This window comes from Desmonostoc muscorum LEGE 12446, assembly GCF_015207005.2.
Classification (GTDB): domain Bacteria; phylum Cyanobacteriota; class Cyanobacteriia; order Cyanobacteriales; family Nostocaceae; genus Nostoc; species Nostoc muscorum.
Window position 1 is genome coordinate 1,973,367 of the sequence record NZ_JADEXS020000001.1, and the last position, 24,279, is coordinate 1,997,645.

A 24,279-nucleotide genomic window follows, 5' to 3' on the forward strand; every position below is an offset into this window, starting at 1 on the left:
CGTTAAGCTGCTTCTTTTGAAGTTGTTTCAGGGTTTGGTAGGTATTTGAGCAAGATGCCGCGATCGCCAATGACAAATCCCTGTTCCGGTTGGAAGAAAACAATCTTGTACAAATTAGTAGCTACTTCTTCTACCTCACGGTCTTTTTGCCAGGTTTTGCCGCCGTCGATACTTTGTAGCAAATTACCGCTACCGCCACCTATCCAAATTTCATCGGGTGTGCGGTATGCCAAATCCAGTAAACCCCAACTGGTGGATAACTCTGGATATTCTGGTTTTTGCCACTCCTCAGGTTTAGTTGGTTCACTAAACTGGATTTGACCTCCTCTGGCTAGCATCCACAACTGACCACCGTCAGCAAAACCCATATTTTCTACTCGCCGAGAACTATTGCGGTTATGAGGAACCCAAGCACTTTGCCCTGGTTCCCAAGTTGAGTAGAAGTTACCCTTAGCCGAAACGGCAACATATTTGCCATCAGCAGAACGTTCTAAGTTACGCACTACACCAACTGCTGATTCCACTTGGGCTTTCCAGTTTTTGCCGCCATCTGTGGTTTGATAGATGGCTCCCACATCAGTAGCCAACTCAGCTGTGTTGTCTGCTAGTGCTTTAACTGCGATCGGGTTACCCGGTAGTTTTTCGCTCAGAGAAATCCGCGACCAAGAAGCACCTTCATCAGTGGTATGGACTAAAAAGCCAGGTTCTCCGGCAATCCAGCCTTCTTTACCGATAAAACTTACTGAGTTAAAGCGATACTTTTGCTCATCTAGTTGCAGTGATATTGGTTTCCAAGTATCACCTGCGTCATTGGTTTCCAACAGGGTGGCATTGCTACCCACTAAGTAGCCATGCTGAGGATTACCAGTAAAAGCAATATCCAGCAACTTCGCATCTGTTGGCACAGAAATGATTTTCCAAGGGTTGTAGCTAACAGAGGGCACTTTGCTACAACCTATACACATCAGGACTACGAGTAACAAGGCAAATATTCGTTGCCAACTTTTCACAATTGAATGCATCAGTATCTCTTAGATTGGTTCTAAATTTGTGTAGGGGTTTTCTAAAAGGTTTACCTTAAAGGCTCCAGTTGCTCTACAGAGTTGAGAATTCAGAATTCTTGTAGAGACGCGACGCCAGTCGCTACAACGGCGAGCCACTGCGTTGGGCGGGCAATGCCCGACTTGTTCGCGCAGCGGCGACCACAGGAGAAGCAAGTGGCGTGGGAACCCCCGCAACGCGCTGGCTCATTAATCGCGTCTCTATTCTCAAGCGGGTCTTATTGTAAGCCGTAGAGACTGAGAAAAAACAAAAAGGCAAGAGCCAGGGCACCAAAAATTAGGATATTCTTTTGGGTTGGCGTTAGGTTGTTGACACCCAAACCGTAACCGAGATTTTCTTTGAAGCCGGATGCCGCACCCACAGGCCCGATGTTGGCAAAAGCCGTTCTCTTGGCGGTACAAACTGGACAGCGCCAATTAACGGGCAGTTCTGCAAAGGGCGTTCCTGAAGGAATGTCATGTTTGTCATCTCCCTTTTCAGGTTCGTAAACATAACCGCAGGCGCGACACTCATAGCGGTCTAACACTGAAGTCTCAACAGCTGGTTCGCTCATGGCTAAGGCCTCGCAGAGGAGAAATCTTAAATATACGTTAAAAATTATGACATAACTGTTAGACTTTTCTATCAATACCAAAAACGAATCAAATACCTGAAGTGCATTTGTTTCGTAGATTTCAGAAAAATCAAACAGATATAATGTAAAAGAAAGTAACGCAAATCAAGGGATTGGGTACTGGGGATTAGGTATTGGGGACTGGGCATGGGACATTGGGAAGAGGTAGAGGAGTAGAGGGGCAGACGGGAAAACTTGCTGCAACTTCTCCCCTGCTTCCCCACTCCCCAGTCCCTAGTCCCCAATCCCCAGTCCCTAATCCCAACCTAAAATACTCCATAAGCGGTAGATACTCATTGTGTTTGTCCTCAGCGGTTACGAGTACTTACTAGGCTTCTTTATCGTCTGTAGCCTAGTTCCTGCCTTAGCGCTCTCAGCATCCAAGCTCCTACGACCCAGTGGTTACAGCCCTGAACGGCGTACAACTTACGAATCTGGCATGGAACCCATCGGGGGAGCCTGGATTCAGTTCAATATTCGCTACTACATGTTTGCTCTGGTCTTCGTTGTCTTTGATGTGGAGACTGTATTCTTGTATCCTTGGGCGGTAGCTTTCCACCGTCTAGGGCTATTGGCATTTATTGAAGCGCTAGTCTTTATTGCAATTCTTGTAGTCGCTTTAGTTTACGCATGGCGTAAAGGAGCTTTGGAATGGTCTTGAATTCTAACTTAATAACCCAGGACAAAGAGCGAATCATCAACCCCATTGAGCGTCCAACAATCACTCAAGACCTTTCAGAAAATGTGATTTTGACCACGGTTGATGACCTCTACAACTGGGCGCGGCTTTCTAGTTTGTGGCCGTTGCTGTTTGGTACTGCTTGCTGCTTTATTGAGTTTGCAGCTTTAATTGGCTCACGATTTGATTTTGACCGTTTTGGACTAATTCCTCGTTCTAGCCCCCGCCAAGCCGATTTAATCATTACGGCAGGGACAATTACCATGAAGATGGCACCCCAATTGGTGCGTCTTTATGAACAAATGCCTGAGCCGAAGTATGTAATCGCAATGGGTGCTTGTACAATTACTGGCGGTATGTTCAGTGTTGATTCTCCGACGGCAGTGCGCGGAGTTGATAAACTGATTCCTGTGGATGTGTACTTGCCTGGTTGTCCTCCTCGTCCAGAAGCAATTATCGACGCGATTATTAAGCTGCGGAAGAAAATCGCTAATGATTCGATGCAAGAGCGGGGTAAAATTAAGCAAACTCACCGCTATTACAGCACGACTCATAACCTCAAGCCAGTGGAAGAAATCTTAACTGGTAAGTATATGCAGTCAGAAACTCGCTTTACACCACCGAAAGAATTGGCAGAAGCGATCGGTATGCCGATACCACCTGCACTGCTGACAGAAAAGGCGCAAAAGGAGGAACAACCCCGTGGCTGATGAAGAATCTAAACCAGTACCAGCAGCTAAAGAAGAGTCATTGGTACAAGCCGGTAAGGTTTCCCAGTGGTTGACGGAAAATGGTTTTGGCCATGAGTTTTTGGCACCAGACAAAAATGGGGTGGAGATAATTAAGGTGGAGCCAGATTTCTTGCTCCCCACCGCTACAGCCCTTTACGCTTATGGGTTTAATTATCTTCAGTTTCAAGGTGGGATTGACCTTGGGCCAGGACAGGAATTGGTGAGTGTATATCACTTGGTGAAAGTGGGTGATAATAGCGATCGCCCTGAAGAAGTCCGCTTAAAGGTGTTCCTACCACGAGAAAATCCCGTGGTGCCTTCAGTGTATTGGATTTGGAAGACCGCTGATTGGCAAGAACGCGAGTCTTACGATATGTACGGCATTATCTATGAAGGACACCCAAATCTTAAGCGAATTTTGATGCCGGAAGATTGGGTGGGTTGGCCTTTGCGGAAGGATTACATCTCGCCTGATTTCTACGAGTTGCAAGACGCTTATTAATTAAGTAGTGCTGAGTTTCAGCAGTGATTAACCCCTTTCCGGTGGCGGAGAGGGGTAATGTTTTTGGTGTTCCAGATAAACTGATATTAGGTTGGAGTTGAGAGGCGATGTCACAGGTTGAATTTTTTTAAAACTTCATTACTTTCAATATGAATAGCGTAATAGAAGTCTTGATAAGACAGGGATTGAGCATAATGCCACAAGATAACGGAGTTAATTTCTTTAAATTCATCTTTATTTGAATACTTATTAAAAAATACAAACATGTTTTTTAAGTCTGTAAAACCCTTTAATTTTGAGTCCTGGCTAAACTTGCTAAATGTATTTTCCTGATATAAGTTTTGAGATGGTTCTAAAGTAATTACCTGGATTTGATGTAACTTACAGCAAACTTCCTGTGCAAAATATCTATCTTGGGCTGTTTGTAATTGTTCATCATCCGTTAATTCATCTAGTAAATCATATAAAGCATCGACAGCTTCTTGTTTGAATTCCTGTACTTTTCCCAAGCAAGAAGCTGCTTGTAATCGATCTGATTTGTGATGATTAGGATATAAAAAACCTCTTAAAACTCTTATAGCTTCTGTATGATTGGGATTATTATCTATTAAAAGACAAGCAGCTAAAAGAGGAATATTAAGTAATTCATCACTTTTACTAATATTTAAAAAATAATTAAGTGTATCAATAGCTACGGTGTCAGATGGATTGATGAACTGTAGTGAACAGGCAGCTGTGAAGCAATAAATACCATTATTTTGCTTGATAAAATCTGTGAAAAATTTAATCACATCTTGGTTACATAGGTTAATTTTGCTTAGAAATGAGGCAGCTTGTAGACGTATTGATTCACATAGGGAATTATTCAAATATTGCTGTTTTAAGAAATCAATAGCTACTTGGTTATCACAACCAATGTTACCTAATAAAAACGCTGCTTCATTTCTAAGGTCTTCATACAAAAAAATTTCAGTAACTAGAGTATCATTAATTAATTTAGTGAGCGCATCAATAGCTTCTGTATTACCTATAGGACTCATATTTGATTTTTGAACAAAACTCAGTACACCTTTATTCCTCCTTCCCAGTCCCCAGTCCCCAATCCCCAGTCCCTTACCTCTACGAGTCATTCAGAAATCAAATCGGATTGCTATATAGAAATTTGTACTATTTTATTAAAGACTTTCGTCCGAACAACATCGTTTAAAAAAGACCGATGATTTAAAAATTCCTTAAAAAACTCTTTCAGCAAAATTTTAATAACTTTTGAACGGTTGGTTTCCTGTAAGGTATCCCAGGCTGCTTGATTAACAACTTCATCAACTCTTGAGGCAGGATTATCTTCTATGGCATATTCAACAAGCTTTTCCACAATCCAATCTGTATAACTACAATCTTTAAACTCGGCTATTCCAGCAGCCGCTAAAAAAAATGCCCGATAGTGATAAAAGTTCCAGCAATCATCCTCAAACTCTACCAACGCCTTGAGAAATTCTTCTTTTTGGTGCTTTTTTACATCCTCTTGCCCTAACCACAGCAAAATCACTTCTTTCCACTGAGGTTCAAATATGCGATATGTTCCCTGTTCTGGGTTTTCAGGAACGTGATTCAGAAAATATTGCCAATCATCCTCAACAGCTAACGATGCGAAATACTCTTCAAAGGCGGCATGGTAGAAAGCATAAACTTTTTCTTTGCTGGGAGATTCAGCCGCAATACCTACATCATTTAGCCAGCCGAGTTTCAATGCTTTGTAAAACAGTGAAGTTTTATCATCTGGATAACCTAGTTCTTCGCTGATAAAACTTTCCCGCAGCCGGAACCGTGAACCACTTTCGTTGATATCCCGCAGTGCTAAACGTCCCAAAGCTTTATTTAAATCGCATTGCTCTTTTTTGCTGGTGGGGAAACGGTTTTGTTTCCACCTGTAGAACTGCTGCATACACTGATGGTACAGTCCCGCTTTTGTTTCTGGTAAATTCCCTTCCTCACTTTGCCAGATACCACACAACAATGCTAAACGTAGGGGAGTTTGCACCAAGTCTCGTAACCGCAACCGTTCAGGAGAGCCTAATTCTGTTTTTAACCGTTCTCCTTTTTCACTCAGGTTCCCAAACCAGTTATCGATAAACTGATGCACTTGTTGGGGATAGTCAAAGTCTAGTAGGCGATAGGTTTCAAAGGTTTCTAGAGCGTTGACATCCGCTTGCCAAATATTCAGCCGACAAGTTAACACTACTCGTGATGAACTTATCCATCCAGTTAACTGACGGGAAATTTCCTCTAATGGCTGGTGAGATGCTTCAGACATTTCATCTGCGCCATCCAACAGCAGCCACACTCGTCCCTGCTGAATTTGGTTTGTAAAATCTTCGCGCACTTCCTGAGTTAGATGTATTGCAGGAATTGCTTGCTCAAGCCAGCTATTACATATATATGTTTGAATATCTGTTAAAGTACCATTTCGACCCAAGTCTGCCAGAGAAATCCAGACTGGTAAACCTAAATCTTTCTCTAATACCCAAAAAGCGATCGCTTGCAGTAGTGTTGTTTTTCCTGCACCTGGTTCCCCAATTACGGCTATCTGCTTACCTTTGGTTTTACCTTCGCCACGTTCTAAAATTTGACTCAAGAAAGCTTTATGCTCAAATCGCTGCTCTCTTTCATACTGGGGTTCATAAAGCCGTGTTCCTGCATCTGGAAAAAAGTTATCTTTTTCGCGTTTATCTGGTTTTTTCCGCTGCACCAGCGCTAGAGGAACATAAATTTGTTCTTTGTCTTTTCTGGCGCATTCATCTTGCATTAGGAAATTGCTGGTTATCCGCCGCTGCGGTTCCAGCATTCTTTTACACACTTCGTGCCAGTTGATAGTCTGTGCTGATGAACTTTCATCAACAACATCATTCCAATTTAGACTCAGAGCATCAATAATAGACCGCAAACTACTTTCATCTACAGCCTCTCCTCTGAGAAATCTTTTAACTGTACTATCGTCTACAAAAGACTTTTTTGCTAAGTATTCCTGAGTCCAGGACTTTTTACCACGCTTATTCAGGATTTCGTCGTCTGGCTTTTTAAGTTCAGCCATTCTGTGGCGAACTTTTTCCAGTCCTTCTGAGGTTGCTGCGATACTACGAGATTTTGGCGTTCTACTCATAGATGGTAGATTACTCAGATATCACTCGTTACAGTGTACTACTTAGCTGTAGTTGATACTAGTTCAGAAAGGTTCAGTTTAGTTGCACTGTTTTGCTCTGGAGAAACACCTTGTTGTCAAACTACCTTTGTCTCAAGAGCAATTGAGATGAATGAGGTCAAAATAAATGTTTAATAACCAAACAACCGCTTTTCAAGCACAACACAGTATTAAATCTGTCCAATCGACAAATCCACAATACCAGGTTGATGTTACACCTGTATTGCTACAACAACCTTTTAGCCCATTTGCGATCGCTCTCAGCATCTCGATCGTACTTGGTGCGATCGCTGGATTTATTAAAACCCTAAAATCAGTCAACAAAAATCAGTAATTCGTAGGTTGGGTTTCGTTTTTTCACTACCCGAATTAAGGAGATTTAGTTTCAGGTATCCGGGTAAATAAAATCCCTTTTACAGTCGGTTCTAGGGGAAAAGTAACGCTAGTAATATTGCCTTTGGTATCAGTTAAGAAAGATATAAGTTCTGGTTGTTCGCTCAACTCAGATTTAACAAAAATATCATAGTGGTAGTGTTCTAATTTATAAATAATTGAATTATAAGTTGCTCGTAAATAATTATCATTAATTTGAATTGATAAGACTCCGTATGCTGGATGCTCAAAATAACCTGTGTAATCTTCTAGAGGATGAGAAGGTTGAGTGCCAGTTTTACAGGCTGAGGCGATTTGTTCTTTGGCTTTTGCAGTAGTTTCTTTGGCTTGAGCATATTTTTCTTTCATTCGTTCATTCCAAGGAACTTCGTTTAAACCAAGTAAGCGATCGCATACATAATAAGTCACAGTATTTATGACTGGGTTTTTATCCAAATTAGTCAGAACTACTATACCAATATTGTCTTGAGGCAGCAAAGTTGTCCGCGCAGAAAATCCATCAATATTGCCGCCATGCTGAATTAAATTATGACCTCTGTAAGAGGTAATCGTCCATCCCAAACCATAAAATTCATAAAAAAGTTCTTTATATTCCAATGTTTGAGTCATCACGATTTGTGGAGAGTGCATCTGACTCAGATTACTTGATGAGATAATTTGTTTATCGCCAAACTTACCCTGGTTAAGCTGGAGTAAAAGCCAGTTAGCCATATCAATAACGTTGGAATTGATTGAGCCTGCTGGTCCAGTAATATCGATGTTACAAAAGGAAATGCTCTCAATTTTGTCTTCTTTTTCTTGATAAGGAAGTGCAAAATCATTAGCTTTTTGGGATGTCTCTACAGAGAAATTACTGTCTCTCATTTCTAAAGGATTAAAAATTTCCTGTTGCACAAAATCTTCCCAATTACTTTGTGCAATTTCACCAACCAAATACCCCGCCGCTGTGTACATCAAATTTTGATACTGAAAAATAGTACGCAATTCGTGAGTGGGTTCGAGATATTGTAAGCGCTCAATTATTTCTTGACGGCTGAAGGGAGTTTTATACCACACAGCATCGTGACGAGGTAAGCCAGAACGATGAGTCACTAGGTCACGGGGTGTGATATGTTCGGTTGCATAGGAGTCATAAAGTTTAAAAGTAGGCAGATAATTTCTAACAGGTTTATCCCAGTTTAATAAGCCTTTTTCTACTAGGATACTCATTGCCATTGTGGTAAAGGCTTTCGTACAAGAACCAATGGCAAAAAGAGTTTGTGGTGTAACAATTAAATTCTGTTCTACATCTCGCTTTCCAAAGCCTTCACAAAAAATTATTTTGCTATCTTTAATGACTGCGATCGCTAGCCCAGGTACTTTCCATTCTTGCATTGTCTTGTTGATAAATGCCGTTATACCTTGCATAGTAACTCTCCATACCTCTCAATCAAAAAGCATATTCAATTTCATTTTTCTTAACATTCAATACTTTGTTTTGTACCATACCAAGTTGATGTTACAACCTCATAGCATATTTACGATCGCCCTTAGCATCTCCATTGTACTTGGTGCCTCAGCTTTGAGTACATGCGATCGGAGCATATTTTTCTTTCATCTCACAAGGTTTTGTTATTATCTCGTGGAAAGTGGTCTAGTGGCCGATTAACTCTCAAAAAAGGCAGGTACTTAGCTTTTCACGAATGATGTAGGATTTCTATATTTGCAGGTATATATCAAACTAAACACTCTACAAGTTTATATTTCTGCAAAACTATATCACTCATATATCCAAGTTTAAATATTAATTTATACCTTGTTTTCCTTAACCAAAAGCTTCATGATTGACTTGAAAAGCACATATTCATAAACCAGTAACTAATTCTGTATCTTTTGGTTGTTGACAGAAACATATCTAATAATCATTTCCACCTAATTCATGTCGGAGTTCGACTAATCCAATGCTACAAGGATGGATTCAAATTATATTAACGCTACTAATTGTAGTAGCAATTACTCCATTTTTTGGGCGCTATATGGCGCGGATCTACTTAGAACAAAGCACTTTTCTCGACCCAATTTTAAATCCGGTTGAGCGAGTGCTTTATTCCTTGGTTGGGGTTAAAACCAAAGAAAATATGACGGGTTGGCAGTATGGGCGAGCAATCTTGTATAGCAATGTCGCAATGGGGTTGCTGATTTTCTTGATTATCATGAATCAAGGATGGTTACCATTAAACCCAAACAAAATAAATGCCCCAACTTGGGATACAGCGCTGCATACTACTATTTCTTTTATTACTAACACCAACCAGCAGCATTATTCTGGTGAAACTTACATGAGTTATGCCAGTCAAATGTGGGGACTTGGTTATCACATGTTCACCTCAGCGGCGACTGGTTTGGCTGTGGGAATTGCCTTTATTCGGGGTTTAACTGGTAGACCGTTGGGCAACTTTTATGTAGACTTAATTCGCTCGATTACGCGAATTTTGCTGCCTATTTGTATTGTCGGCGGGATTGTCTTGATGGCGGCTGGTGTGCCAGAAACACTGGCGGGTGTAGCGGTGTTTCCCACTTTGGAAGATCCTAACATTAGTCAGGCGATCGCTCGCGGTCCCGTTGCCCATTTTGAAATCATCAAGCAATTAGGGGAAAACGGCGGCGGCTTTTTTGCCATCAACTCGGCACACCCCTTTGAAAATCCCAGCGGATTTTCTAATTTAATTCAAATTGTCGCCATGCTTTCGATTCCCACTTCCTTTATCTACACCTATGGCTTGTTTGCTAACAACACTAAGCAAGCTTGGTTAGTCTACGGCATGGTGGGTGTGCTTTATGTAGTATTTATTATCGTTACCGCCATTGGCGAATACAACGGTAATCCGGCTGTAAATGCTGTGCTGGGAAGTCAGCAACCGAATTTGGAAGGTAAAGAAGTCCGGTTTGGTTGGGCACAATCTGTGCTATTCGCAGTAAGTACAACTGGCACCATGTGCGGTGCAGTCAACAGTTTACACGACTCCTTCATGCCCAACGGCGGTTTTATTACCCTTTCCAACATGTTCCTGCAAATTATCTGGGGTGGACAGGGTACTGGAACGGCTTACCTGTTTGCTTACTTGATTCTGGCTGTGTTCGCCACAGGGCTAATGGTGGGACGCACACCAGAATTTCTCGGACGCAAAATTGAGAAGCGGGAAGTTGTGCTGGCTAGTTTCTTGATTTTGCTAGTTCACCCGATCGCTATTATGATTCCCGCAGGTATCGCCTTAGCATTTCCTGATCAATTATCAGGAATTAGCAATCCCGGCTTCCACGGTTTTGCTCAAGTGATTTATGAATACGCCTCCGCTGCTGCTAACAACGGTTCTGGGTTTGAAGGCTTGGGCGATTCTCAACCTTCACCATTAGCGATCGCTACAGGCACACAACCAACTTTAACCGCCTTGTGGTGGAATCTAAGTACCTGCTTCAGTTTACTAGCAGGACGTTATATTCCCATACTGGGTTTACTGTTCTTAGCAGATAGTATTTCTCGTAAGCAAGCTGTTCCCTACACCACTGGGACATTGCGAACCGATACCGGATTATTTACAGGTGTTACCGCAGGCGTGATTTTAATTCTAGGCGCACTTACGTTCTTCCCAGTACTTGCATTAGGTCCCATTGGTGAAGCCTTTTTTATCGCAAAGGGTATTGGGTAGGGAGTGGGGAGTGGGGAGTGGGGAGTGGGGGGATGAGGGAGATGAGGGGGATGAGGGAGTAGAAAAACATTATAGAAACTCGTTTATCCATCTTTGATACTCGTTAATCCACCTCAGAACTCCATTAATGAGTCTTTGATACTCGTTAATCCACCTCAGAACTCCATTAATGAGTCTTTGATACTCGTTAATCCACCTCAGAACTCCATTAATGAGTCTTTGATACTCATTAATCCACCTCAGAACTCCATTAATCCACCTCAAAGACTTATGCCCGATGCCCAATGCCCCATGCCCAATGCCCCATTCCCCATTTCCATAATTTAATCTATGCCAATTACTACTAATTCTCCTTCACCCCGTGTTCCTCATGGAACTCGTGACTCGCGTAAGCACACCCCCAAGGCAGATATGCGGGGACTTTACCAAAGAGCAATTCGTGAGTCATTTGTCAAGCTCGATCCGCGAATTACTGTCAGAAATCCAGTGATGTTTGTTGTTTGGGTGGGAACAATTGTCACCTTTCTAGTAACCCTAAACCCAAATTTGTTTGGCACAATTCAGGCAGATGTCAACCAACAACGCTTGTTAAATGGGTTGATTACCTTTATTCTGTTTTTCACACTGGTTTTTGCTAACTTTGCCGAAGCTGTGGCTGAAGGACGAGGGAAAGCTCAGGCTGATTCACTCAGAACCACGCGATCGGATACGATCGCTAATAAAATCCTCCCCGATGGTTCCATAGTACAAGTCAATTCTACGGAACTGCGGCGGGGTGATTTAGTCAAAGTGATTGCAAACAATATGATTCCCGCCGATGGGGATGTCATTAAAGGCATTGGTTCAGTAGATGAGTCTGCGATTACTGGGGAATCTGCGCCTGTATTGAAGCAACCAGGTACAGATATTGCCAGTTCGGTAACAGGAGGTACACGCCTACTCTCCGATGAATTGACGATTCGCATTAGCGCCGATCCTGGACAAGGCTTTATTGACCGGATGATTGCCTTAGTAGAAGGGGCACAACGCACCAAGACTCCCAACGAGATTGCCTTGACGGTATTGTTAGCAGTGCTGACACAGGTGTTTTTAATTGTAGTGGCGACGATGCCACCATTTGTCAACTACATCGCCAATTTTATCAGCACCGTATTTGGGGCTGAAGCAGCAAACAGTTTGCGTGCGGGTGCTAGCGTTGCGATTTTAATATCGTTACTGGTAGCTTTGATTCCCACAACTATTGGTGGTTTACTCAGTGCGATCGGTATCGCTGGTATGGACAGAGTTGCTCAATTTAACGTCATTGCGACCTCTGGTAGAGCAGTAGAAGCTTGCGGCGACATCAACACTCTGGTGCTAGATAAAACAGGGACAATCACCTTGGGGAACCGTATGGCTGATGAGTTTATTCCCCTGGATAATCATTCACTAAAAGATGTGGCGCGAGTTTCCTTAGCTGCTAGCTTATTTGATGATACGCCGGAGGGCAAGTCAATTGTGGCATTAGCAGAAAAGTCCCAAATTGCGGTAGATTTCAATATCGATAAAGCCGAAGGTGTGGAATTTTCCGCCAAAACCCGGATGAGTGGTACAAATCTACCTGATGGCAAAGAAGTTCGTAAAGGTGCGGTGGATGCCATTAAAGGATTTGTCCGTTCTCGTGGCGGTTACGTTCCCGATGATATAGATGCAGCTTATGAGCGAGTTTCCCGGTTAGGGGGTACACCCTTAGCTGTTTGCCAGGATGACAAAATTTATGGTGTGATTTACCTCAAAGATATTGTCAAACCTGGTTTGCGGGAACGATTTGACCAACTGCGCCGTATGGGTGTCCGCACCGTCATGCTCACAGGCGATAATCGAATTACCGCTTCAGTGATTGCTCAGGAAGCCGGAGTTGATGATTTCATTGCCGAAGCGACTCCAGAAGACAAAATCGAGGTGATTCGCTCCGAACAATCCCAGGGTAAACTGGTGGCAATGACTGGGGATGGCACCAACGATGCACCCGCCTTAGCTCAAGCAAACGTGGGTGTGGCAATGAACTCTGGGACGCAAGCTGCCAAAGAAGCTGCTAACATGGTGGACTTAGACTCAGACCCCACCAAGTTGATTGACTTAGTAACAATTGGTAAACAGCTGCTCATTACCCGTGGAGCATTAACAACATTCTCCATCGCCAACGATATCGCCAAGTATTTTGCCATCATTCCGACAATCTTTGCTGCGGCTGGAATCGGCGCACTTAATATCATGGCACTCAAAAGCGCTCAATCTGCGATCGTCTCGGCGCTAATTTACAACGCCTTGATTATTCCGGCACTAATTCCCCTAGCACTTAAAGGAGTAAAATTCTTGCCTCTTTCGGCAGATCAATTACTACGCCGTAACATCTTTATCTATGGCGTTGGTGGTATCATTGCTCCCTTCATTGCCATCAAACTGATAGATATAATCTTACCCTTGTCTTAGAACTTCCAAATTAAAAAACATCCAAAAATCCCCTCTCTTCTTAATCTCTCCGTGCCCTCTGCGGTTCGTTTTCTTAGATAATTTATTTCTCTAGGACTTAGGCAAAAACTCTCTGAAACTTTTATTTCTTTGTGTCCTTTGCGTCCTTTGTGGTTCGTTTTTTCAAAGTCCTGTTCTTGAAAACGCCTAAATTTACTTATGAAACCCGTTCATATTCGACCAACCATCCCCATATCCCAACTATCTGAAGCAATAACTGAAATTTGGTGTCAATGGCGTAGACAAAAACTGCCACTGTATTTATTCCTAGCGATGTGCTTCAACTTAGTAGTTGCACCTGTAGTTTATGCAGCCACAAGCGAACAACTTTCCCGCAGTCAAGCTTGGGGAGTGGGACTGCTAGGACTGGTAACAGTAGGACTTTCTATTTATTTATTTTTTGTAATGTTTGTACCGGAGAAATTCTAATGAGTTTTGCACGCGAAGCCGGTAGAGCTGTTCGTTCTACCTTGGTACTCTGGGTAATAGCAGCAATTATTTATCCTTTTTTGATGATTGCCATTGGGCAGATTGTGTTTCCCTTTCAAGCCAATGGTAGTCTACTGACAAATAGCACAGGTCAAGTTGTGGGTTCTGCGTTGATTGGTCAACCTTTTAGTAGCGATCGCTATTTTAACAGCCGTCCCAGTACCACTAGCTACAGCACAGCCGACCCCAAAAAAGATGATGCCGGAGTTTTGCAAACCGGAGTTTCCGGTGCTAGTAACTTAGCTCCCAGTAATACCGCATTACTAGAACGCATCAAAGGTAAAGATGACCCAGACCCCAGCAAAAAAGTTGAAGGTGACTTCAATCGTCTGAAAACAGCAGGCGTCCAGCCGACTGCGGATCTAGTCTACACCTCTGGTTCCAGCCTTGACCCCCACATTACCCCCGAAGCCGCCAAAGCCCAAATTCCACGAGTAGCCAAGGCGCGGGGAATTGAGCCGAACCAACTCGACACTTTAATTGCTCAAAACACCGATGGTCGCTTTCTCGGCATCTTTGGTGAGGCTGGAGTTAATGTTTTGAAGTTGAATTTAGCTCTAGATAAAATCAAGGCATAAAACTATGAGAAGTGCCTAAAAGAGCTTTTTAAGTTCTGATTAAATACAGCATATTTCAGGTAAATGAAGTACACGGGTAGGGGCACAACATGTTGTGCCCCTACGATTATCTGTGTCTGACCAAGTTGCAATCTGCTGTAAGTCGGGGATTTTGTTGTTTACGAAATAATAATTTGATGGAAAATAGACCTGTAATGTAGGGGTTTAGCAATGCTAAACCCTGAAAACAATGTAGGTTTTCAAATGATTTATATTTGGTATTTACTGTCAAGGTATAAATCCTAATAAACCAGAAATATAAAAATATATCTCTAAATATATGCTGGAATAAACATATTTTTAGGTGTTGAAAATATATCAAAGATAAATATTATTTTCTGTAAAATATTGGACAATATTATTAGAGTTAAATACAAATGTTTTGTGTTAAAAAATAACAAAGCTTTAGAACCAAGCCTCTTTGGTGTTTTAATCCAAGCAAATAGTATTTACTGCGGCATTCATTTAACTGAAATTCAGTTACCGGAACGATGTGCTTTTTTGGGAATCTTAAGAGAAAGTCAAGTCCTTTCAGCAACAGATAATCCTATTATTTGTGCTGGAGATTACATCTTAGCGATCGCAACTCATCCGATGATGGTTCCCGCTCTTAAAGTCACTCTCAAAAAAATTCATTCTCTTTACTATTCCCTCAACAATTGCTTATTGGAAGCTCGACCAAAGCAAATCTCTTACAAAACCTGGGATGGAAAGTAAGCAAACCATTAGGTTTCTAAAGATGTTTAACCTGAGTTCGACTAACTAAAGGCTTTGAATATGCATACTTCGGAGCTTTTGATACTTTATTTATTGGCTCAAAAGAGTGTTAATCAGTCTACCTTGATTGAAGTTAAATCCACTGAAATAACACATAATGAAACCACAAAATCACGGGACGGAGATGTTCCCTTTGTAGCAGTGTTTTTGGCTCACGTTGCCTTCATGATTGTTTGGGGAGTTGTGGTTTATATTGTTTCATGTTTCTGCAAAGGATTAGAAGATCCCCAACAAAATTTAACACAAGATAAAGACGAAATAGTAAGTATCAAAAATGTACAGCAACATCCCTGTAAAAAGTGTCAATTTTTTCACAATAATTATTATCTGAAGTGTGCAGTGCATCCTTCCATTGCTCTAACCAAAGAAGCCCTCAATTGCTCTGACTACAAATCTCAGTAGAGTTGTTTGATTTAGCTTGAATTCAGATTTATGAATCCCTAGAGAACCTAATATTTAATGCAAATCTGCAATAATTCGCTCAAAAATTTGGCTACATCAGCAGTTTATAAACTAGTGGAAAACTATCTCCTGAAGAAGCTTTGAGGGAAATTGATGCACTCTGGCAACATTTTAAAGCCAGTAAATACAAACTGGGAATTGGTTGTTGATACAGCGATTGATTTAGAAACCAACACCACCAAGGGTTACTTTCGGGAAAACAGCCTTTTATTGCAACAGGGTAGAGTATTGAATAATGCGATCGTCAAAATTGCCCAAACTTTTCGCACCGGAACTAACGATATTGATACACTTGATTTCGTTCATATGTATCTCAATGATGAAAACCAAATTAGTCCAAATGACCTGAATGATTTTTATATTCTCACTAATTTTAGACCTGTTATTACTAACAAAAACTGGAGAATGGATTGTGGAGTCGCTGGATATGACAACCAGTTAGGGTTACCACCCTTTTTCCCAACTCGCCTGAGATTTGAAGATTATATTTACAGGCTTTGGATACAGCAAGAAGGCATTGTGGCTGCACATGTTGATGCTGTCCAAAACCACATTAGAAATAACTACATGCGTAATCCTTTGGCTAGTGAACTCTTTAATGAAGAAATATGTAGCTTGCTGAAAAGGAAAATTAAGCAAAGTGTTTACCATCTTGATGACCTGGGAATCAAGTTTGATTACTCTGGCGAGGTTACCTTACAAGACTCTGAGGAAATTCTGCAAAAAATTTCTGCCATCCACACTCAGGTACTGAAAGCCTCAGCATCTACCCAAAATGAAGAACGTAAGCAGTCCCTTCAGTTGTTTGCGGCGAACTTGTCGAGAGTGTTTTATGGGTTTGAACCCGACTTTTTTCAGCAAAACGTTTCCAGAATTATCGACGATGTTATTAGCCAATTTCATGGCTCTCTAGAAATATGGCCGACTCTGGTAGAAATCTGTTACTTTTACAAAGATAAAAAAGACCTACCGCAAATCAGGGTCAAAAATAAGAAGGTAAAGTCTAGAAATGGGTCAAAAGCTAGCGAAATAGCAGGATAAAGACTTTTTGAGAATTCAGGAGTCAGAATTTAGGAGAACATGATGATGAATCCTTGCAACCAATCATAACTAGATTCTGACTTCTGGGTGCTGAATGCTGACAACCCTTGATTTGGCAAAGAAGCCATTTGCAACACTTTACGATTCTTCATCGGTAAAAATTCTGTGAGACATAGCTGAGGTCGCTACAATCTGATAAGATTTTCAACAAGTAGAATAATTGCTTATTCTCTTTTTCTTGAACCCACTGATTTTGGGTCTTTTTTGGGAAAGGAAAATAAAAAAATGTCTCATTTATTGTGGAAAACTCTGGTACTAAGTCCAGTAGTTTTGGGAGTGACGGTATTGGTTTCCGCTAGGGCTATAGCTACTGAAATAGCAAGCTCTTCTGAAGATGCAAAGGCAAAAGCTATTCAGACGGAAGCACCAGAAGCTATTGGCGCTTCACTATCAATGCAAACACAGCAACCAACTGCCGATAAATTTTTGGTTGCCCAAGCTAAGACTGATGATAATAAAATCCTAGAACAAGTTAACCGCTACAGCAGCGAAGGTAAGAAGCAGAATTCACTGTCTCAAGTTACATCAGTTTCTCAGTTTTCTGACGTACAGCCGACTGATTGGGCATTCCAAGCTTTGCAATCCCTGGTTGAGCGCTACGGCTGTATTGCAGGATACCCCAACTCTACTTACCGTGGCAACCGGGCACTAACCCGTTATGAATTTGCCGCAGGTTTGAATGCTTGTTTGGATAGGGTTAATGAACTGATTGCCACAGCAACTGCTGACTTAGTGACAAAACAGGATTTGGCGACCCTCCAGCGTTTGCAAGAAGAATTTTCGGCAGAACTGGCAACTCTGCGTGGTCGAGTAGACGCTTTAGAAGCACGTACTGCTGAATTAGAAGCAAATCAGTTTTCCACTACCACAAAATTGGTGGGTGAAGCTATTTTTGCCGTTACTGATATATTTGGCGGTAACACTGGCGATGCTAACAATACTGTCTTCCAAGATAGGGTACGTTTAGACTTGCAAACCAGCTTCACGGGTAAAGATGTGCTACACACCCGTCTGGCGGCTGGTAATGCACTAGCCTTTAGTCAATTTGACAGCGCGAATAATCTGCTCGATACTGCTGAAGGCACACAAACGTTTCAACTCAACGGTGGAAGCACCAATAACAGTGTCAACATAGACTGGTTGGCGTATTACGTACCTATAGGTCCAGCCCAAGTTTACATTGCGGCTACCGGAGGTATTCACAGCGATTATGTTGCTACCAATAACCCTTACTTTGAGGATTATGACGGTGGTAATGGTGCGTTGTCTACCTTTGCTTCTGAAAGTCCCATCTATCGCATTGGTGGTGGTGCAGGTGCGGCATTTACTTTACCCTTTGGTAAAGGTGGTAACATTTTCAAACCAAGTTCACTGACCGTAGGTTATTTGGCGTCAAATGCTAGTAATCCTGGAGTAAATCAAGGTTTATTCGAGGGCAACTATGCTGCTTTAGGACAGTTGAACTTTAGTGTTGGGGATAGCATAGCGATCGCTGCCACCTACGTTCACGGTTATCATGGTGCTGGAAGCACTGGTTTATTTGATGCAGGTCTTGGTTTAAATGCTGGTAGCCCGGTCGTAGGTACTGGTCAAGCTAACACCCTCATAAACGCAGGTTCCAGTAATTCTTACGGTATATCGGCAGCCTTCAGACCCAGTGACAAACTGTCAGTTAGTGGCTTCATTTCTTACCATGATGTCACAGGCTTCGGTGTAGGTGATGATTTTGAAGCTTGGAGTTACGGTCTTGGGATAGCCTTGCCTGACTTCGGTAAAAAAGGTAACGTATTGGGCATTTTTGCCGGTGCGGAACCTTATTCCCGTAACCGAGGAGGACAGTTTGCTGGTACTGGCAATGATGTACCTTATCACTTTGAAGGCTTCTATAAATATCGCGTGTCAGATAACATCTCAATCACCCCTGGCGTGATTTGGTTGACTTCTCCTGGCCAAAACAGTGGTAACGATGATGCAATCATCGGTACTCTAAGAACAACTTTCACGTTCTAAAAATTTAGCAAAACATTAGAGTAGAGACGTAGCAGTGCTACGTCTCTACATTTATTTTCACCATATGTTTATTAGTTAGAGCGTTTTTCATCTATTTGAACCACAATCCTCGGTAGGGTAGCACAGCTGTGCTACCCTACAACCTGGTATATTTACCTGAAAATAGCTGTAAAAGTTAATTGTTGAGTTGAGGAACTAAACCGAACCTATTCCTAATTTGCCATGCCCTCTAACATATATTTGTGCAGACAAAGTTAATGACATCTGCAAGTCCTGACTGAGTTTTCAAATTAGTAAAAATAAAAGGTTTATCGCCGCGCATTTTTTTAGCATCTCGTTCCATGACACTTAAATCTGCACCGACATAAGGTGCAAGGTCAGTTTTGTTAATCACCAATAAATCAGATTTAGTAATGCCGGGGCCACCCTTGCGGGGAATTTTATCACCAGCGGCAACATCGATGACGTAAATTGTTAAATCTACCAATTCTGGACTAAAGGTAGCAGCCAAATTATCACCGCCACTTTCTAAAAATACTAAATCCAAATCAGTAAAACGTTCCTCTAGTTGTTCAATTGCTGCTAAATTCATAGAAGCATCTTCACGGATGGCAGTATGAGGACAACCTCCAGTCTCTACACCCAAAATGCGATCGCTTGCTAAAGCTTGAGAACGTACTAAAAATTGAGCATCTTCTTGAGTATAAATATCATTTGTCACCACTGCAATTTGATACTTTTCGCGCAACGTCTTGCACAAAGCATCCACCAAAGCTGTCTTCCCCGAACCAACGGGGCCAGCAACACCTACTCTAAATGCGTTCATATAGTCATACCATTTTGGATTTTAGATTTTAGATTCTAGATTTTAGATTTTAAATTGTTCAATCGAAAATCCAAAATTTAAAATCTAAAATTCTTCTGCTCCCTAACTCCTAAATAACCTTGTATACTGGGTTTGGTGCTGCATACTCGCTAGGGATAAACCCCAACTCCAACAGCTGAGTTGTTCGTCTTCCAACGCTAGTATTTCCAATGCCATAGTACTAATTAATGGTTGCAAATCTAGTAATAATTGCTGTCCTGCTGTTTGTCCCAAGGGGATAAGTTTGACGCCGGCTGTAATCAAATTACTTGCCCAACTGTGCAGATATGCTAATAGTCCGGCTTGGATGTTAATTTGCCAATAGGCAAGGGCGATGCCAAAAGCGATCGCATAATTGCATGGATTACCTACACTATTGGTTATGGGTAGAATCTCCGGTTCTAGTTTACCAAGTAATTGGATCAGCGATCGCCCCATTTGCCAACTAGAGGCGCGTAATTCTTCTGTTTCCCTAGCAGCGGATAACCAGAGGTTCCAAGAGCATAAAGACTCGACATCACCGATTTTTGCAGATTTCTCAGCTCGCGCCATTACCGCTGCCTCTAGCCGAATTGCCCCGTAAGTTAATTGGGCTTCTAGCCAATGTTTGAGATGTGTGTGGTTAGCGATCGTACCATTTTCTACCAATGTTTCCAAGCCTTCAGAATAGCTATATGCTCCCACAGGCAAAGCAGGGCTAGCCAACTGTAAAATATTCAAAAAATGGCTATCAGTGAGCGTGATGGTGTTGTCCATAAGCTCCTAATTCTGGCTGAAACGGTAAAATTTCTTCTTTAACTTCTAATCCCAGTTGTTCCAACATTGTGCGTAAAACTGAATCTGAAGACAAGCGTAAATAAGTCGGGGTAATTTCTACAGGTACATGGCGATTTCCTAAATGATATGCTGCTCTAAGTAATAAAAGTGGTGTTTCAGCAAAGGCAGTCATTACTAGTTCTGGTTTTGCAGTTATTCTAATTAAACTGCGATCGCTTTCTTCTTGGAGAATATCGCCATCGTGTAAGACAGTTCCTCTGGGTAAATGCAAAAATACAACCTTCCCATCTTCGGTTTCAAAGCGATGACGACTGCGGGTACGTTCTTCTGCTGTTAGCGCCAGAGTCAAAGTTACTGCTGTATTGTAATTGGGTGGCTTGAGTTGGGTAAATGTCAGCATCAGAGTTTCGCCTGTTCTAAAATCATCGACTCATTATCTTAACGTTTTTTACGTAAATAATTAGCTACAAGATTTGATGAATACTTTCAACAACTTGCTCAATAAAGTCAACTGCATCATTAACCAATAATTCATCGATGTTCCATCTATTTCCTATATTAAAGGTAGGATCTATATCAGCTTTATGAGCAATTTTTTGAACCATTGTACTATGCCTGCATAAATTGGCTTTCAGGTTTCAATTCTAAGTATAGCTTGGAGCTTTTCTCCAAAAGTAGCTAGTTTACACAGAAGCTGATAAGACAATACGGATTGGGCATTAAACAGCACACTCTTACTAACATTGGGCATTTGTACTAGGGCAATTAGCTTTGTTAGCGTCTAAACATTAAATTTTGAGAAAGCTTATTGACCCAGAAAAATAAATAGCTTTATAGTTATGAAATGAGCTTAATTCCCTAAAAGTCAAAAATTGCAAAATGATAAATTTTTACCAGCAATTTAATTGGTAAGTTTTTGCATATTTATTTCATTTGACATCAATTAGCAAACATTTATTTATTCATAAATCTTTCTCGCTTTGGAATTTTGTAGAAGCGAAGCTGTTGCAAGCTGGATATTTTCAATTGTTGAGTCCTCTGGTAAGAATTAGGAGGTAGATTATGCGGATTCTGATGATTCAACCCAATTACCATTCTGGTGGTGCAGAAATTGCTGGGAATTGGCCACCAAGTTGGGTTCCCTATGTTGGCGGGGCACTGAAGACAGCTGGCTTTAGCGATATTTGCTTTATTGATGCCATGACGGATTATATTTCGGATGATGTTTTAGCGAAGATGATCGCCAAACATCAGCCGGATGTGGTGTTGGCAACAGCAATCACACCGATGATTTACCAATCTCAAAAAACCCTAAAGATAGTTAAAGAAGTTTGCCCCCAAGCCAAGACAATTATGGGTGGGGTTCATCCTACCTATATGTATAATGAAGTTCTGAATGAAGCTCCTTGGGTAGATTATATTATTCGCGGAGAAGGGGAAGAGATTACAGTTAATTTGATGAATGCGATCGCTAATGGTACTTTAGAGAGCGATCGCCGGAATATTTTAGGAATTGCTTTCCTCGAAGATGGGCAAGTCATCGCTACACCAGCCCATCCCCCCATTGCTGATTTAGATACCCTTACCCCAGATTGGGATCTATTAGATTGGAAGAAATATATCTATACTCCTCTCAACGTGCGGGTGGCAGTTCCCAACTATGCTAGAGGATGTCCCTTCACCTGCCGTTTTTGTTCTCAGTGGAAATTCTGGCGCAAATACCGTTCTGGTAGTCCCAAGAAATTCGTCGATCAAATTGAAATCTTGGTGAAAAAACACAAAGTTGGTTTTTTCATTCTTGCCGACGAGGAACCAACCATCAACAAACCCAAATTTATTGCGCTATGTAACGAATTGATCGAACGCAATCTGGGTGTTTACTGGGGAATCAATACACGGGTGACAGATATCTTGCGGGATGAGCAAGAATTACCTCTTTACCGCAAAGCCGGACTGGTTCATGTTTCCTTGGGTACAGAAGCAGCAGCACAGCTAAAGTTGAATTTGTTCCGCAAAGAAACGACTATCGAAGAAAACAAGCGGGCGATTCAGCTGTTAAAGAAAAATGGCATGGTTGCTGAGGCTCAATTTATTATGGGTTTGGAGAACGAAACCCCAGAGACAATTGAGCAAACCTATCAGATGGCTTTGGATTGGAAAACAGACATGGCCAACTGGAATATGTTTACACCTTGGCCATTTTCCGAGTTATTTGAAGATTTAGGCGATCGCGTAGAAGTTCGGGATTATTCCCAATATAACTTTGTGACGCCAATTATGAAACCAGACGCAATGGAACGGGAGGATGTACTCAAAGGAGTACTGCGAAACTATGCCCGTTTTTACCTCCGCAAAACCATTGAGTACTGGTTTGTAAAAGATCCCTTTAAACGCAAATATCTTTTAGGTTGCTTGAAGGCTTTTGTGAAAACTACTCTCAACAAACGTTTTTACAACCTCAAGCGAGTTAAGTACAAGGGTTTACACACCGAAATCGAGCTTGGTTTTGATGAATCGAAGATTCTCACCCGCGAACAAATCACCCAGCGTCAGCAGGAACATCCAGAACTGATGGCGGATGTAAATTTTACAGGCAATATTTCTGCCTGCGGTGCCCCCAATGAATTACCAGAATTTGTTGAGGAAGAACAAGTTTCAAAAAAGTAGTCACAGAGTTACAGTGACTCAAGCGCAAAGTCCACGAGTTAAGGCAAAAGACGCAATAAATCGCCAGACAACGATTTATTGCGTCTTTGCGATCTAGAATTTTCATCAAAAAACCTTAACCGATCTACGAAACGCTTTGCAAATGGCGGGCGTAGCCATAGCTAAAAAATAGTAGTTCATGATACCGTAATTTTGTCTGAATATGGAATCATATCGCCCTGTGAATGGGAGATGATGTATAAAAGGAGTTGCTGCAATGTCCACAACACCGACTACTCGATTAATTTTAGAGACTTTACTTCCCCATCTGAAAGTAGCAGCAGCCTATGCCAGTTTTCTACAACCAAAAATTGCTGCACTTCCCGCTAAAGAAGAAGGAAAAAATTTTTTTGCGGCTGCACTTACTGATGCGGATTTGGCAATTCAAAATCTGGTGGAAGTAGTACTGCTGGGTACTTTCCCAGAGATCCGCTTTTATGGGGAAGAGTATGAAAGTTCTAGAAACACTAAGTATTTTCGTAGTACTGAACTTGGTTTGTCAGGTGATTATTTAGTCACACTCGACCCAATTGATGGCACGAAGTTTTACATGGATGGACATTCTAATTACCAAATTATTCTGACTATTTTAAATGCGGATGATTTTGAGGCAGTACTGGCGATTTCTCCTGCTCAAAATGTTTATTTTTATGCTTTTCGAGGCGAAGGTGCTTTTAAAGGAACGCTGGCAATGAATTTAGAAGCCTGCATTCCCTTGGAAATTACATCACCCAAACCTGCTGTATTGTTGGGATGGGGAATGAATGCGATCGCACCTTTAATAAAAGACCGCTATCAAGTAATTGATATTGCCAATGACTATTCTAGTGATATTCAAATTCCCAATCTCAATGGTATTCTGAGTGGTGATTTGAGTGGAGCAGTAATCAGAGCGGGCAAATTTATTGATGGTGGCGCCCTGGCTTTTTTGGCAAAAGAAGCTGGCTATCTTGTCACTACTCTGGATGGTTCTATTTTACCGCCCCTGCATACTTGTAAAAACTATAGCCTGCCTGGATTGATCGTAGCTGCGTCAAAATCGGTTCATCAAGATTTGCTGTCAGCAATGCAAAGCTTACCCGAAAGCTAAAAGTAATACTGA

Annotated in this window: 24 protein-coding genes; 14 read left to right on the plus strand and 10 right to left on the minus strand. The window is 41.6% G+C overall.

Annotation, left to right across the window (positions count from 1 at the left end; genetic code table 11):
* Window positions 1-2: 2 nt before the first annotated feature.
* The gene (locus IQ276_RS08610) at window positions 3-1,022 is read right to left on the minus strand and encodes a photosynthesis system II assembly factor Ycf48 (RefSeq protein WP_193918506.1); all 1,020 of its coding nucleotides are present in this window, start codon (window positions 1,020-1,022) and stop codon (window positions 3-5) included.
* Window positions 1,023-1,279: 257 nt separating this feature from the next.
* The gene (locus tag IQ276_RS08615; RefSeq protein WP_073644367.1) at window positions 1,280-1,615 is read right to left on the minus strand and encodes a rubredoxin; all 336 of its coding nucleotides are present in this window, start codon (window positions 1,613-1,615) and stop codon (window positions 1,280-1,282) included.
* A gap of 358 nt (window positions 1,616-1,973) precedes the next feature.
* On the opposite strand from IQ276_RS08615, the gene ndhC reads away from it, so the two are divergent.
* The 3 genes from ndhC to IQ276_RS08630 are packed head-to-tail and all read left to right on the plus strand — an operon-like array spanning window position 1,974 to window position 3,587.
* Window positions 1,974-2,336 (plus strand): photosynthetic/respiratory NAD(P)H-quinone oxidoreductase subunit C, encoded by a 363-nt coding sequence (gene ndhC, locus IQ276_RS08620; RefSeq protein ID WP_073644368.1) that lies wholly within the window; start codon window positions 1,974-1,976, stop codon window positions 2,334-2,336.
* Window positions 2,327-3,064 (plus strand): photosynthetic/respiratory NAD(P)H-quinone oxidoreductase subunit K, encoded by a 738-nt coding sequence (gene ndhK / locus IQ276_RS08625; protein WP_193918504.1) that lies wholly within the window; start codon window positions 2,327-2,329, stop codon window positions 3,062-3,064. Before ndhC ends, ndhK begins: the two co-directional genes overlap by 10 nt.
* Entirely contained in the window at window positions 3,057-3,587 is a 531-nt protein-coding gene (locus IQ276_RS08630; protein ID WP_190877148.1) for an NAD(P)H-quinone oxidoreductase subunit J, read from the plus strand. Before ndhK ends, IQ276_RS08630 begins: the two co-directional genes overlap by 8 nt.
* A 110-nt stretch (window positions 3,588-3,697) precedes the next feature.
* On the opposite strand, the gene IQ276_RS08635 is transcribed toward IQ276_RS08630, so the two are convergent.
* Window positions 3,698-4,717: a HEAT repeat domain-containing protein gene (locus IQ276_RS08635; protein ID WP_193918497.1), complete on the minus strand. Its 1,020-nt coding sequence runs from the start codon at window positions 4,715-4,717 to the stop codon at window positions 3,698-3,700.
* 20 nt (window positions 4,718-4,737) lie between these two features.
* Window positions 4,738-6,744, minus strand: coding sequence for an NACHT domain-containing protein (locus IQ276_RS08640; protein ID WP_193918495.1), 2,007 nt, complete (start codon window positions 6,742-6,744; stop codon window positions 4,738-4,740).
* 166 nt (window positions 6,745-6,910) lie between these two features.
* On the opposite strand from IQ276_RS08640, the gene IQ276_RS08645 reads away from it, so the two are divergent.
* Window positions 6,911-7,117, plus strand: coding sequence for a hypothetical protein (locus IQ276_RS08645; protein ID WP_193918492.1), 207 nt, complete (start codon window positions 6,911-6,913; stop codon window positions 7,115-7,117).
* Between the two features lie 35 nt (window positions 7,118-7,152).
* Here the strand turns inward: IQ276_RS08645 and IQ276_RS08650 are convergent, their stop codons facing one another.
* Window positions 7,153-8,583, minus strand: a complete 1,431-nt coding sequence (locus tag IQ276_RS08650) for a serine hydrolase (protein ID WP_193918490.1) — start codon at window positions 8,581-8,583, stop codon at window positions 7,153-7,155.
* Window positions 8,584-9,116: 533 nt separating this feature from the next.
* Between IQ276_RS08650 and kdpA the strand changes: the two genes are divergently transcribed.
* From kdpA to IQ276_RS41250, 7 genes are all read left to right on the plus strand, one after another.
* Window positions 9,117-10,862 (plus strand): potassium-transporting ATPase subunit KdpA, encoded by a 1,746-nt coding sequence (kdpA, locus tag IQ276_RS08655; protein ID WP_193918488.1) that lies wholly within the window; start codon window positions 9,117-9,119, stop codon window positions 10,860-10,862.
* A gap of 330 nt (window positions 10,863-11,192) precedes the next feature.
* Window positions 11,193-13,334, plus strand: coding sequence for a potassium-transporting ATPase subunit KdpB (gene kdpB, locus IQ276_RS08660; RefSeq protein ID WP_193916109.1), 2,142 nt, complete (start codon window positions 11,193-11,195; stop codon window positions 13,332-13,334).
* 198 nt (window positions 13,335-13,532) lie between these two features.
* Window positions 13,533-13,802 carry a potassium-transporting ATPase subunit F gene (locus IQ276_RS08665; protein WP_193916107.1) on the plus strand — a complete coding sequence of 90 codons (270 nt, stop codon included), beginning with the start codon at window positions 13,533-13,535 and terminating at the stop codon, window positions 13,800-13,802.
* Entirely contained in the window at window positions 13,802-14,440 is a 639-nt protein-coding gene (gene kdpC, locus IQ276_RS08670; protein ID WP_193916105.1) for a K(+)-transporting ATPase subunit C, read from the plus strand. The genes IQ276_RS08665 and kdpC overlap by 1 nt, the downstream gene beginning before the upstream one ends.
* Window positions 14,441-14,863: 423 nt before the next feature.
* Entirely contained in the window at window positions 14,864-15,196 is a 333-nt protein-coding gene (locus IQ276_RS08675) for a TrkA C-terminal domain-containing protein (protein WP_193916103.1), read from the plus strand.
* Between the two features lie 60 nt (window positions 15,197-15,256).
* The gene (locus IQ276_RS08680) at window positions 15,257-15,658 is read left to right on the plus strand and encodes a hypothetical protein (protein ID WP_193916101.1); all 402 of its coding nucleotides are present in this window, start codon (window positions 15,257-15,259) and stop codon (window positions 15,656-15,658) included.
* A gap of 140 nt (window positions 15,659-15,798) precedes the next feature.
* Complete coding sequence (locus tag IQ276_RS41250; protein ID WP_444880226.1) at window positions 15,799-15,867, plus strand: hypothetical protein; 69 nt, start codon at window positions 15,799-15,801, stop codon at window positions 15,865-15,867.
* A 921-nt stretch (window positions 15,868-16,788) separates the two neighbouring features.
* Here IQ276_RS41250 and IQ276_RS40145 read toward each other — a convergent pair.
* Entirely contained in the window at window positions 16,789-16,911 is a 123-nt protein-coding gene (locus IQ276_RS40145) for a hypothetical protein (RefSeq protein ID WP_255264316.1), read from the minus strand.
* Window positions 16,912-17,044: 133 nt separating this feature from the next.
* On the opposite strand from IQ276_RS40145, the gene IQ276_RS08695 reads away from it, so the two are divergent.
* A complete protein-coding gene (locus IQ276_RS08695; RefSeq protein ID WP_193916099.1) occupies window positions 17,045-18,829 on the plus strand; it encodes an iron uptake porin in 1,785 nt (594 codons plus the stop codon).
* A gap of 229 nt (window positions 18,830-19,058) precedes the next feature.
* Here the strand turns inward: IQ276_RS08695 and ureG are convergent, their stop codons facing one another.
* The 4 genes from ureG to IQ276_RS08715 form a co-directional block, all read right to left on the minus strand.
* Entirely contained in the window at window positions 19,059-19,655 is a 597-nt protein-coding gene (gene ureG, locus IQ276_RS08700; protein ID WP_193916098.1) for an urease accessory protein UreG, read from the minus strand.
* 102 nt (window positions 19,656-19,757) lie between these two features.
* Window positions 19,758-20,450, minus strand: coding sequence for an urease accessory protein UreF (locus IQ276_RS08705; RefSeq protein WP_193916095.1), 693 nt, complete (start codon window positions 20,448-20,450; stop codon window positions 19,758-19,760).
* Window positions 20,425-20,871 (minus strand): urease accessory protein UreE, encoded by a 447-nt coding sequence (gene ureE / locus IQ276_RS08710; RefSeq protein ID WP_193916093.1) that lies wholly within the window; start codon window positions 20,869-20,871, stop codon window positions 20,425-20,427. The genes IQ276_RS08705 and ureE overlap by 26 nt, the downstream gene beginning before the upstream one ends.
* Before the next feature lie 64 nt (window positions 20,872-20,935).
* On the minus strand, window positions 20,936-21,076 hold the full coding sequence (locus IQ276_RS08715) for a hypothetical protein (protein ID WP_193916112.1): 141 nt from the start codon (window positions 21,074-21,076) through the stop codon (window positions 20,936-20,938).
* Between the two features lie 457 nt (window positions 21,077-21,533).
* On the opposite strand from IQ276_RS08715, the gene bchE reads away from it, so the two are divergent.
* Window positions 21,534-23,138, plus strand: a complete 1,605-nt coding sequence (gene bchE, locus IQ276_RS08720) for a magnesium-protoporphyrin IX monomethyl ester anaerobic oxidative cyclase (protein WP_193916091.1) — start codon at window positions 21,534-21,536, stop codon at window positions 23,136-23,138.
* A gap of 256 nt (window positions 23,139-23,394) precedes the next feature.
* The gene (locus IQ276_RS08725) at window positions 23,395-24,267 is read left to right on the plus strand and encodes an inositol monophosphatase family protein (RefSeq protein WP_193916084.1); all 873 of its coding nucleotides are present in this window, start codon (window positions 23,395-23,397) and stop codon (window positions 24,265-24,267) included.
* Window positions 24,268-24,279: the final 12 nt, after the last annotated feature.

What these genes read in the sequence shown, in the direction of transcription:
- ureE (WP_193916093.1), bottom strand. Translation starts at nt 20,871, where the DNA reads ATGCTGACATTTACCCAACTCAAGCCACCCAATTACAATACAGCAGTA.
- kdpA (WP_193918488.1), top strand. Translation starts at nt 9,117, where the DNA reads ATGCTACAAGGATGGATTCAAATTATATTAACGCTACTAATTGTAGTA.
- ndhK (WP_193918504.1), top strand. Translation starts at nt 2,327, where the DNA reads ATGGTCTTGAATTCTAACTTAATAACCCAGGACAAAGAGCGAATCATC.
- IQ276_RS08610 (WP_193918506.1), bottom strand. Translation starts at nt 1,022, where the DNA reads ATGCATTCAATTGTGAAAAGTTGGCAACGAATATTTGCCTTGTTACTC.
- IQ276_RS08695 (WP_193916099.1), top strand. Translation starts at nt 17,045, where the DNA reads ATGTCTCATTTATTGTGGAAAACTCTGGTACTAAGTCCAGTAGTTTTG.
- IQ276_RS08680 (WP_193916101.1), top strand. Translation starts at nt 15,257, where the DNA reads ATGCATACTTCGGAGCTTTTGATACTTTATTTATTGGCTCAAAAGAGT.
- IQ276_RS08705 (WP_193916095.1), bottom strand. Translation starts at nt 20,450, where the DNA reads ATGGACAACACCATCACGCTCACTGATAGCCATTTTTTGAATATTTTA.
- IQ276_RS40145 (WP_255264316.1), bottom strand. Translation starts at nt 16,911, where the DNA reads ATGAAGAATCGTAAAGTGTTGCAAATGGCTTCTTTGCCAAATCAAGGG.
- IQ276_RS08640 (WP_193918495.1), bottom strand. Translation starts at nt 6,744, where the DNA reads ATGAGTAGAACGCCAAAATCTCGTAGTATCGCAGCAACCTCAGAAGGA.
- IQ276_RS08665 (WP_193916107.1), top strand. Translation starts at nt 13,533, where the DNA reads ATGAAACCCGTTCATATTCGACCAACCATCCCCATATCCCAACTATCT.
- kdpC (WP_193916105.1), top strand. Translation starts at nt 13,802, where the DNA reads ATGAGTTTTGCACGCGAAGCCGGTAGAGCTGTTCGTTCTACCTTGGTA.
- bchE (WP_193916091.1), top strand. Translation starts at nt 21,534, where the DNA reads ATGCGGATTCTGATGATTCAACCCAATTACCATTCTGGTGGTGCAGAA.
- IQ276_RS08715 (WP_193916112.1), bottom strand. Translation starts at nt 21,076, where the DNA reads ATGGTTCAAAAAATTGCTCATAAAGCTGATATAGATCCTACCTTTAAT.
- IQ276_RS08725 (WP_193916084.1), top strand. Translation starts at nt 23,395, where the DNA reads ATGTCCACAACACCGACTACTCGATTAATTTTAGAGACTTTACTTCCC.
- IQ276_RS08650 (WP_193918490.1), bottom strand. Translation starts at nt 8,583, where the DNA reads ATGCAAGGTATAACGGCATTTATCAACAAGACAATGCAAGAATGGAAA.
- ureG (WP_193916098.1), bottom strand. Translation starts at nt 19,655, where the DNA reads ATGAACGCATTTAGAGTAGGTGTTGCTGGCCCCGTTGGTTCGGGGAAG.
- kdpB (WP_193916109.1), top strand. Translation starts at nt 11,193, where the DNA reads ATGCCAATTACTACTAATTCTCCTTCACCCCGTGTTCCTCATGGAACT.
- IQ276_RS08635 (WP_193918497.1), bottom strand. Translation starts at nt 4,717, where the DNA reads ATGACTCGTAGAGGTAAGGGACTGGGGATTGGGGACTGGGGACTGGGA.
- IQ276_RS08615 (WP_073644367.1), bottom strand. Translation starts at nt 1,615, where the DNA reads ATGAGCGAACCAGCTGTTGAGACTTCAGTGTTAGACCGCTATGAGTGT.
- IQ276_RS08645 (WP_193918492.1), top strand. Translation starts at nt 6,911, where the DNA reads ATGTTTAATAACCAAACAACCGCTTTTCAAGCACAACACAGTATTAAA.